The organism is Anaerococcus obesiensis ph10, from assembly GCF_000311745.1.
GTDB classification, from domain to species: Bacteria; Bacillota; Clostridia; order Tissierellales; family Peptoniphilaceae; genus Anaerococcus; species Anaerococcus vaginalis.
This window is the reverse complement of sequence record NZ_HE978533.1, coordinates 20,354-27,487: the sequence shown is the minus strand read 5'-3', so window position 1 is coordinate 27,487 and position 7,134 is coordinate 20,354. Positions and strand designations below refer to the sequence as shown.

Annotated in this window: 8 protein-coding genes; all 8 read left to right on the top strand. The window is 27.1% G+C overall.

The features are described from left to right. On the top strand, positions 1–553 hold a 553-nt coding region (locus HGAG_RS10980), incomplete at its 5' end, for a CpXC domain-containing protein (protein WP_019118900.1). Continuing rightward, the gene (locus tag HGAG_RS09390; RefSeq protein WP_019118899.1) at positions 550–1,857 is read left to right on the top strand and encodes a radical SAM protein; all 1,308 of its coding nucleotides are present in this window, start codon (positions 550–552) and stop codon (positions 1,855–1,857) included. The genes HGAG_RS10980 and HGAG_RS09390, both read left to right, overlap by 4 nt. 287 nt (positions 1,858–2,144) lie before the next feature. Then, entirely contained in the window at positions 2,145–2,960 is an 816-nt protein-coding gene (locus HGAG_RS09385) for a Cof-type HAD-IIB family hydrolase (RefSeq protein WP_019118898.1), read from the top strand. A gap of 120 nt (positions 2,961–3,080) precedes the next feature. Continuing rightward, on the top strand, positions 3,081–3,872 hold the full coding sequence (locus tag HGAG_RS09380; protein WP_019118897.1) for an MBL fold metallo-hydrolase: 792 nt from the start codon (positions 3,081–3,083) through the stop codon (positions 3,870–3,872). After that, on the top strand, positions 3,872–4,681 hold the full coding sequence (locus tag HGAG_RS09375) for a tRNA 2-thiocytidine(32) synthetase TtcA (RefSeq protein WP_019118896.1): 810 nt from the start codon (positions 3,872–3,874) through the stop codon (positions 4,679–4,681). The genes HGAG_RS09380 and HGAG_RS09375 overlap by 1 nt, the downstream gene beginning before the upstream one ends. Beyond that, entirely contained in the window at positions 4,678–5,562 is an 885-nt protein-coding gene (locus tag HGAG_RS09370) for an undecaprenyl-diphosphate phosphatase (RefSeq protein ID WP_019118895.1), read from the top strand. The genes HGAG_RS09375 and HGAG_RS09370 overlap by 4 nt, the downstream gene beginning before the upstream one ends. 148 nt (positions 5,563–5,710) lie before the next feature. Further along, complete coding sequence (locus tag HGAG_RS09365; protein WP_019118894.1) at positions 5,711–6,574, top strand: YveK family protein; 864 nt, start codon at positions 5,711–5,713, stop codon at positions 6,572–6,574. Further along, positions 6,567–7,103, top strand: a complete 537-nt coding sequence (locus HGAG_RS09360; protein WP_019118893.1) for an AAA family ATPase — start codon at positions 6,567–6,569, stop codon at positions 7,101–7,103. Before HGAG_RS09365 ends, HGAG_RS09360 begins: the two co-directional genes overlap by 8 nt. Positions 7,104–7,134 lie beyond the last annotated feature (31 nt).

Sequence of the window (7,134 nt, the reverse complement as noted above, 5' to 3'; positions counted from 1 at the left end):
TACTGCAATATTTTCTCTTAATGACAAAGATTTTATAGAAAATGTAGGTCTTGTTGAATGTCCATCTTGCAAAAAATTATTTAAATTAAATTATAGATATGTTTATACAGATAATGACAAGAAGTTGATGTTTGTAAATGATCCTAAATTTATCCAAAAAAGAAATCAACTAGCCTTCAAATCTTCCCTAAAAATTCTGGATAGGCTAAATAAAAATAAGGCAGAAGATTTTATAATAAGAATGTGCAAAAATGACCTTGATTTGAAGGAAAAAATTTCTATTTTCGATGATGGGAAAATTGATAATATAATTGAAATAATGAAGTTTGTCCTAATTCAAAGTCCAGATTTTAAATTTAAAAAAGAAGATATTTTGGCTATGCACTATAAAAATAATGAATTTATAATTGTAACAAAAAATGGAAAATTCAAAATGCCATTTGTGGATGATCTTTATCAAACTTTGTATGACAAATACATAGCCTTTGTTGATGTCAAAGAAACATCAATGATCGACCAAGTTTGGGCGAGAGAAATTGTAAAAGAAATATGAAAATATATTTAGAAAATGAAAATCAAAGAAAAATTGTATATGATATTTTAAATATTTTTTATGACAAAGAAGATTTTTCTTTTGTTGAAAAAAATCCTGATATATTGATAAAAAATGGACTTATTGAAAATAAAAATAAGTCCTACTTTTTTGATTCAAATTTAAAATTAAAACAAATTCTTTTTGAAATTTTGGAAAAAGAAAGCAAAAAAACTTCTGATTGGGGGATTTTAACAGGGTCAAAGCCTTCAAAACTTTTAAAAAATCATAGTTTTGATGATTTGAAAAATATTTACAAGTTAAAAGATAATAAAATCAATTTATTAAAAGCTATAAAAGAAAGTCAGGACAAATTAAAATTTGATGCAAAAGATTTTAATCTTTATATAAATATTCCATTTTGCCCTCAAAGGTGCAGGTATTGTTCTTATCCGACTATTGTGTCAAACACAGTAGAAAAAAATCTTTATGTCGATTTTTTATTAGAAGAAATTTCAAAAATTAATTTGCCAAAAAAATTGGATACAATTTATCTTGGCGGAGGAACGCCATCAAATTTATCTGTGAAAGATTTGGATAGGATTTTGTCTTTAATCAACGAAAAATTTATTTTCAATGAATTTACACTTGAAGCAGGCAGGGAAGATACTCTTGACTTTGAAAAATTAGCTTTGTTTAAAGAAAAAAATGTAGGAAGAATTTCCTTAAACCCCCAAACTTTTAGCGTGAATGTTTTGGAAAATATAAACAGACCAATCAATTTTTATAATTTTGTTAAAATTTATGACTATGCCAAAAAACTTGGTTTTATTGTAAATATGGATTTTATAGTTGGACTTTATGGAGAAAATAGGGAAAGTTTTTCTAAAAATTTTGAAATTTTAAAAAAATTAGAACCAGATAATATAACCTTCCATGCACTGGCTCAGAAAGTTGGCTCAAAATATTTCGAAGAAAATATAAATGGAAATGAAAGCGAAAGTATAAAAATTGCAAAGGATATAGAAATTTTTACAAAAGAAAATTCCTACAAGCCCTATTATCTTTATAGGCAAAAAAACATAATAGGAAATTTGGAAAATATTGGATATGAAAAAGAAAATACTTCTCAACGATATAATATTTTAATAAATGAAGAGCTTGAAAATATTATAGGCCTTGGCATGAATGCAAATTCAAAATTGATGAATGGAAAAAAATATAGAAATGAGAGAAATCTTAGAGATTATTATAAAAATATAGAAAAAGAAATTTATGATAAAAATAAATTAATAGAAAATTTTATTAATAAGCCTTTACATTAAGGCTGAGAGCGTAGACAAACCCTCAAGCACGAATATCTGACTCCAAAAATTGTTGATTTCTAAATTCCAAAATTCTAAAATCGCAAACTCGCTAACGCTCAAACAGTGCGATTTTTGACGAATTTTTAAATTTGAAATCAAATCAATTTTTTCCGTATGATATTCTTAGTTTGAGGGTTTGTATACTTTATAAACAGTCTGTGCCTTTGCATTAAGGCTTATTTTTATTTTTTAAAATATATAATTTTATGTGATAGAATAAAAAGAGAAGAAAGTTAGGAGTGAATATGGAAAAAAATATAAAACTTGTAGCTATTGACCTTGATGGAACTCTTTTAAATTCGGATAAAAAAGTTTCTAGGAAAAATTTTGAAATTATTAAAAAGTTGAGAGCAAAGGGGATTTTTGTAGTTATTGCTACTGGAAGACCTCTTGGTGGATTTTCTTGGATACTTGATGATTTGGAATTAAATTCTGATGATGATTATTCTATAACAAATACTGGCTCTCTTATAATTAAAAATAAGGACAAGTCGGATGTTTCAAAAAAAATTTTAAGCATGGGAGATTATTTAAATCTTAAAAAGATAATAAACGATAAGCTTCAAATAGGAATTTACAATAAATATAATTTGTATAGCAATAGCGAAAAGGTAAATAAATATTTTTTATTTGAATCTGAAATTTTAAAAATGCCTATTGAAAAAATTGATGAGAAAGATATGAGTCAAAGGGTTGATAGTATTACCATAACTGGAAACAAAGATGCTGTTGATGAATTTGAAAAAAATTATAATGAAATACTTTTAAAAACTTATCAAACAGTAAGAAATGTGCCAGAAGTTTTTGAAGTTTTGCACAAGGAGGCTGACAAGGGTCAGGCTTTAAAAAGATTGTGCGAAATTTTAAATGTTGATTTAAAATCAACGCTTGCTATTGGCGATTCAAATAATGACAAAACTATGCTAAACATGGCAGGAGTTTCTGCAACTTGCGGAAATGGGAGAGAAAGTGTAAAAGAAATGGTTGATATTGTTTCAAATTATTCAAACGATGAAGATGGAGTTTGTGATATTTTAGAAAAAATATTTTTTGCCAATTAAAATTGAAAAGAGCGAAAAAACCAGTATTATATGATTAGTTATTTATGTAAGATTTTTCTAAAATCTTACATATTTTTATGTTAAAATAAATTTTGTAAAATAAAAAAGATAGGAAGTATTATGAGTAAATTTTGCTCTCTAGCTTCAGGATCTTCGGGAAATTCTGTTTTTGTTGAACACAAGGGATCAAAAATTTTGATTGATTGTGGTTTTTCGGGACGAAAAATTGAAAATCTTTTATCTCAAATTGGCGAAAATCCAAAAAATTTGGATGCAATTTTTTTAACTCATGAACACATCGACCACGTAAAGGGAGCATCTGTCATGAGCAGAAGATATGATATTCCAATTTATGCCAACAAGGGAACCTGGCTTTCTTTTATTAAAAATGCTGGGAAATTAAAAGATGAAAATATAAAAATTTTCAAATCGAATTCTTTTTTTAATTTCAATTCTTTTGATATTTTTCCAATATCAATTCATCACGATGCAAATGAACCAGTTGGTTTTATTTTGTATTTGGATAATAAAAAAATTACGGTTTTGACTGATACGGGAATAATTGATGAGAGAATTTTAAATGAGATAAAGGGATCAGATGTTTATTATTTTGAGGCAAACCATGACCTTGATGCTTTAAAAAGAGGTCCCTATACTTATTCGATGAAAGTTAGGATTATGGGAAAGATGGGACATTTATCAAATGAACAATCGGCAAAATCTTTGGCTGATGCCCTTCAAGGCAAAAATGAAAAAATTTTTCTTGCTCACTTGTCTGAAACAAATAATTCAGAAGAACTTTGCAGGATAACTGTAGATAATTACCTAAAATCCTGCGGACTAGACACAAATAAAGATATACAATTGGAAGTTGCAAAAAGAAACGAACCTTCAAGCATAGTGGAGTTATGATGGAATTAGTAGAAATTGAAAGATCAATTATAAAAAAATATAGAAAAGAGCTTTGGTCAAAATTTATAAAAGCTGTAAAAAAATATGAATTAATAAATGAGGGCGACAAGGTCGCTTGTGCGATTTCTGGTGGAAAAGATTCACTTTTGACAGCAAAACTTGTTGAAGAATTGCACAAACATTCAAATGTAAATTTTGAAGTTGAATATATTTGCATGGATCCAGGCTACGATAAAGAAAACAGAGATTTGTTGGAGAAAAATTTAAAATATTTAAATATTCCAGCAAAAATTTTCGATTCGGATGTTTTTGAAATTAGCGAAAAAATTTCTGGAGACTATCCTTGTTATATGTGTGCGAGAATGAGGAGGGGATTTTTATACGCCAAGGCAAAAGAGCTTGGTTGTAATAAAGTTGCCTTGGGCCATCACATGAACGATGCAATCGAAACGACTTTGATGAATGTTTTGTATGCTGGAAATTATAAAACAATGAAGCCAAAACTTTTGGCGCAAAATTTTGATGATATGGAGCTTATAAGACCCATGTATTTTATAGAAGAAAAAGATGTAATAGCTTGGCGTGATTATGTAGGATTAAGTGCCTTAAATTGTGCTTGCACTGTTACAAAAAAAAGTGAGTCTTATACAAGAAAAAAAATAAAAAATCTTATTGAAGATTTAAAAGAAGAAATACCAAATGTAGAAAAATCAATCCTAAGATCAGCTGAAAATGTAAATTGCGATATGGTTTTGGGATATAAAATAAATGGTAAAGAACATTCATTCATGGAGGAATTTGAAAAATGATTTTAGATTTATTAAAAGTAATAATTCTTTCTATTGTAGAAGGAGTTACAGAATTTTTGCCTGTTTCATCAACAGGTCATCTTATTTTGGTAAATGAGTTTGTAAAACTTGAACCAGAAAAATTTGCCAACGCCTTTAATGTAATAATTCAACTTGGAGCAATACTTTCAGTAGTTGTTTTGTATTTTTCTAAATTAAATCCTTGGGATTTTGAAAAAACAAAAAGATATTTTCCAAAAAATTATGCGAAATTAAATGGCCAATCAAAATTTTATTATAGATTAACTCATCCTTACAAAGAAACAATTGAGCTTTGGAAAAGAGTTATAGTTGGAGTAATACCAGCAGGAATTTTGGGATTTTTATTTGACGATATAATTGATGAGTATTTATTTAATCCAATGGTTGTTGCCCTTATGCTTTTTGTTTGGGGTATTGGAATAATTTTAATTGAAAATAAAAACAAAAAAGAAAACAGACAAAGAGTCGATAATATTTCATTAATTTCTTATAAAACAGCATTTTTTATAGGATGTTTTCAAGTTCTTGCAATGATTCCAGGAACATCAAGGTCAGCTGCGACAATAATTGGAGCAATGATTTTGGGACTTTCAAGATCAGCTAGTGCAGAATTTTCATTCTTTTTGGCAATTCCAACTATGCTTGGAGCAACTCTTTTAAAAGTTGTAAAAAATGTATCAGGATTTTCAGGATATGAATGGATTTTAATTCTTATAGGAATGATTTTAAGTTTTATAGTTGCTTATATAGTAATTAAGAAATTTATTTCTTACGTACAAAAAAATGACTTCATTATTTTTGGAAAATATAGAATTGTCCTTGCAGTAATTGTATTTTTATATTTTCTAATAATTAAATAAAATTTTAAAAATAAAAGGTGGGGAAACCCGCCTTTTTGCTTTGGCAAAACTTTAAAAAATTTTCCTTATAGTGTAAAATTAGAATAAGAGTTTTGAAAAATAAAAATAATTTAAATAAAAATAAATTACAGAAATTTCGGAGGAGATAATGAAAAAGAAAGAATCAGTATTTAGCGTAATACCAAAGGCTTTGGTTTTTGGCCTTATAATTGGAATAGGATTTTATTTTTTGTTTGATAAGTTTGGTATAAAAACTTATAAGGCTCAATCAAAAATCCTTACAACCTCTAATGAAAAAATAAAAGATGATGATAAAACTGCTTACACTTATGCAGAAACTGTAAATTCAAATGCTATCAAAAAAAGGGTAATTGAAAATTTAAAACTTGATATGGATCCTGGCGAACTTGACAAAAAAATTCAAATACAAGCAATTGCCAATACCCATATTTTAAATATAAATGTAAAAGATTCTATAAAACTTAGGGCAGAAGATATAGCAGATGAATATGCAGAAATTACAGTTGCAGTAATTAATCAACTTTACAAAGCTGATGCGGTAGTAATTGACAAGGCTTATCCAAATGCAAGTTTAGCAAAAACGAGCGAAAAAGATTCACTAAAAGTTGGACTTGCAGCTTTTATAACATATTTTATTTTCGGTTCACTTGTAGTGTCAATTAGAAATTCAAAAAATAATGATGAAGAAGAATATGTTGAAGAAAAAGAAATTAGAAAAGTCGTATTTACAAAAGATGATGATAAAGAAGAATACGATTATGAAAATGATTATGATAATGTAAAAGAATCTTATATAAATGAAGATGGAAATTTAGTACAAGAATACTACGACGACGAAGACAATGAATTATCCCAAGATATAAATTCTAATGAAGATTTATCAGCTGAGGAAGATGAAGATTTTAGATTATATCAAAACAAAGAAAACAACAAAGACTATACAATAATTGCAGATATGCCAAAATATGATGATGGTGATTTAGATGTTTAATAAAAATAAGGCGAAGGAGATAGAAAAATCTTTTGAATCCTTAAAAAATAATTTTTTGAAAATTGCAGATAAAAATTCTTTGGTACAATTTGTATCATCAAATGAAAAGATAAACAAGTCATCTTTGATTTTAAATTTAGCTAGAGCATTGGCAAAAGATAATTACAAGGTAATTATTATAGAAGCTGATTTTAGAAATCCAATGATGGGAGATTTGTGCGATATTGAATTTGATAGAGGATTTTTTGATATTTTGGAAAAGGAAAAACCTTATGAAAATTTCATAGTAAAAGATCATTTCCAAAAAAATCTTGACCTAATTCTTGCACCAGAACAAAGAGAAATAAATCCAAGCATTTTAAACTATGATAGGATAGAAAATATTTTTGATTCTCTAAAAGAAAAATATAATTTTATATTTTTAGATACAGCAGATAACGAAAAATACGACGATGCAAATTTTTATCCAAGACTCGCAGATTCAGTTATAGTTTTTGCCAGAAAAAAAGATTTCAGAAGAAAAAATTAAATTCATCAATAAGAAAACTTGAAAATGTAAA

What these genes read in the sequence shown, in the direction of transcription:
- HGAG_RS09390 (WP_019118899.1), top strand. Translation starts at nt 550, where the DNA reads ATGAAAATATATTTAGAAAATGAAAATCAAAGAAAAATTGTATATGAT.
- HGAG_RS09385 (WP_019118898.1), top strand. Translation starts at nt 2,145, where the DNA reads ATGGAAAAAAATATAAAACTTGTAGCTATTGACCTTGATGGAACTCTT.
- HGAG_RS09380 (WP_019118897.1), top strand. Translation starts at nt 3,081, where the DNA reads ATGAGTAAATTTTGCTCTCTAGCTTCAGGATCTTCGGGAAATTCTGTT.
- HGAG_RS09375 (WP_019118896.1), top strand. Translation starts at nt 3,872, where the DNA reads ATGGAATTAGTAGAAATTGAAAGATCAATTATAAAAAAATATAGAAAA.
- HGAG_RS09370 (WP_019118895.1), top strand. Translation starts at nt 4,678, where the DNA reads ATGATTTTAGATTTATTAAAAGTAATAATTCTTTCTATTGTAGAAGGA.
- HGAG_RS09365 (WP_019118894.1), top strand. Translation starts at nt 5,711, where the DNA reads ATGAAAAAGAAAGAATCAGTATTTAGCGTAATACCAAAGGCTTTGGTT.
- HGAG_RS09360 (WP_019118893.1), top strand. Translation starts at nt 6,567, where the DNA reads ATGTTTAATAAAAATAAGGCGAAGGAGATAGAAAAATCTTTTGAATCC.